This is a genomic window from Kineococcus gurbantunggutensis (assembly GCF_050871925.1).
Classification (GTDB): Bacteria; Actinomycetota; Actinomycetes; order Actinomycetales; family Kineococcaceae; genus Kineococcus.
Genome location: NZ_JBJLSG010000316.1, coordinates 1 through 1,938 on the forward strand (window position 1 = coordinate 1; position 1,938 = coordinate 1,938).

2 protein-coding genes and 1 pseudogene are annotated in these 1,938 nt (G+C 77.6%); all 3 read left to right on the top strand.

Going from position 1 to position 1,938, the window contains the following annotated elements:
- Positions 1-26 precede the first annotated feature (26 nt).
- Positions 27-74: pseudogene (locus ACRYR7_RS25375) on the top strand (hypothetical protein); the annotation flags it as partial.
- A 55-nt stretch (positions 75-129) separates the two neighbouring features.
- Complete coding sequence (locus tag ACRYR7_RS25380; RefSeq protein WP_432575158.1) at positions 130-1,404, top strand: cryptochrome/photolyase family protein; 1,275 nt, start codon at positions 130-132, stop codon at positions 1,402-1,404.
- Between the two features lie 9 nt (positions 1,405-1,413).
- Positions 1,414-1,938 (top strand): SRPBCC family protein (locus tag ACRYR7_RS25385; RefSeq protein WP_432575160.1); only part of this gene is annotated, 525 nt, incomplete at its 3' end.

Below are 1,938 nucleotides of genomic sequence, written 5' to 3' on the forward strand. Positions count from 1 at the left end.
TGCTGGCCGCCCCCGAGGGCATCGAGGTGGTCCGCGCCGCGTTCGACCAGCACGCCCACGTCACCGTGGTCACCGCCGCCGTCGACGAGCGCCTCGACGAACAGGGCTACATCGTGCCCGGCCTGGGTCGTGCTCGACGACGCCCTGTGGGGGCCCTCCGGCGACGTGCGCCGGGCCTACCTGCTGCGCTCCCTGCGCGCCCTGGACGCCTCCTTGGGTGGGCACCTGGTCCTCGAGCACGGCGACCCGGCCGAGGTGGTGCCCCGGGTGGCGCAGCGGGTGGGTGCGGCGCGGGTGCACGTCAGCGCCGACGCCGGCCCGTACGGGCGCCGGCGCGACGAGGCGGTGGAGGCCGCCCTGGCCGCGGGCGGGCGCGAGCTGGTGCGCACCGGCACCCCGTACGCCATCGGCCCCGGCGCGCTGCGCACGGCCGCCGGCACGCCCTTCCAGGTGTTCAGCGCGTACTCGCGCGCCTGGCTGGCCCGCGGCGTGCCCGCCCCGGCCCCGCCCGTGCCGGTGCGCTGGGTGCGCGGCGGCGGGCCCGGCGTGGACGGGGACGTACTGCCCGCCGAGCCGGACCTGGGCGGGATCGACCTGCCCCCGGCCGGGGAGGACGCCGCCCTGGCGCGCTGGGCCGCCTTCCGCGAGCACGCCCTGGGCGGCTACGAGCACGGCCGCGACCGCCCCGACCTCGACGGCACCAGCCAGCTCTCGCACGCGCTGAAGTGGGGCGAGCTGCACCCGCGCACCCTGCTGGCCGACCTGCGCGACGACGAGGGCCCCGGCGCGGCCGGCTACCGCGGCGAGCTGCGCTGGCGCGACTTCTACGCCGACGTCCTGTGGCACCGCCCCGACAGCGCGCGCGAGTACTACTCCCCGCAGCTGTCGCGCCTGCGCTACGAGAGCCCGGACTCCGAGGCCTTCCGGGCCTGGTGCGAGGGCCGCACCGGCTACCCGGTCGTGGACGCCGGCATGCGCCAGATGCGCAGCGTCGGCTGGGTGCACAACCGGGTGCGCCTGATCGTGGGCAGCTTCCTCGTCAAGGACCTGCACGTGGAGTGGGTGCACGGCGGGCGCGAGTTCATGCACCGGCTGCGCGACGCGGACCTGTCCAGCAACATGCACAACTGGCAGTGGGTCGCCGGTTCCGGCCCCGACGCCGGGCCGTTCTTCCGGGTGTTCAACCCGGTCACCCAGGGGCTGAAGTTCGACCCGGACGGGGAGTACGTGCGCCGGTACGTGCCCGAGCTGCGCCACCTGCCCGGCAAGAGCGCCCACACCCCCTGGCAGGTCGCCGACGGCTACGCGCACGGCTACCCGCAGCGCATCGTCGACCACGCCCACGAGCGGCAGGTCGCGCTGGAGGAGTACGCCCGGGCCCGCGAGCGCGCCCGGCGGGGCTAGGCGGGCGCGGTGCCCGCCCTCGTCGAGGTCGTCACGCTGGTGCGCGCCGCCCCCGCGGTGCTCTTCGACCTGGAGCTGGACGTGGACGTGTACGCCGCCTCGCTGGCCGGCAGCGGCGAGACGGCGAGCACCCCCGGCGGCCGGCGCCTGCTGGGCCCCGGCGACGAGGTGACCTTCCGCGCGCGCCACCTCGGGGTGCGCTGGCGCATGACCAGCCGCGTCACCGCCCACCAGCGCCCGCACCGCTTCGTCGACGAGCAGGTGCGCGGTCCCTTCCGCTCCCTGCACCACGAGCACCTGTTCGAGGACCTCGGCGACGGGCGCACCCGCATGACGGACCGGATGGCCGTCAGCGCCCTCGGCGGCCCGCTCGGGGCCCTCGCGGTCCGCCTGGTGCTGGCCCCGTACCTGCGCCGGCTGCTGCGCCGGCGCGCCGGGCACGTCAGGGCGCTCGCGGAGGGGGGCGGCGGCGGCCCGCCGCCCCCCCCGGGGCTCCGGCCGCGCCCAGCGCGTCCGTTAGGGCGGCGATCGCGA